Below are 272 nucleotides of genomic sequence, written 5' to 3' on the forward strand. Positions count from 1 at the left end.
GCTCTTAACTGGGTATATAGGCAACCTAATCTGGAGTTTGCTTTTGAGGTTACGTTAAGAGAGGATGAGGAAGATGATACTCAAACTGAATGCTGGAACAAAACTGATAAGCGCTGGTATACCGAAGACAATGGACCAGTAATTGAACCTACCATTACAGGTAACACTTTTAATACGGTATATGCTGGAGCGAATGTCAGGGCTACCGCATGAGTGTTTAATTTTTAACCTAACCACTGAATCCAGCCTTTAATACTGCTTCAAGCATCGAT

Annotated in this window: 1 protein-coding gene; it reads left to right on the forward strand. The window is 40.8% G+C overall.

Translation table 11 applies throughout. The annotated features are described in order from the left end of the window. Positions 1 to 213: hypothetical protein (locus AAEZ05_RS28660; RefSeq protein WP_350649979.1), on the forward strand; the 213-nt coding region annotated here is incomplete at its 5' end. Between the last annotated feature and the right edge of the window lie 59 nt (positions 214 to 272).

The organism is Pseudomonas sp. HY13-MNA-CIBAN-0226 (assembly GCF_040310305.1).
Lineage (GTDB): Bacteria > Pseudomonadota > Gammaproteobacteria > Pseudomonadales > Pseudomonadaceae > Aquipseudomonas > Aquipseudomonas gregormendelii.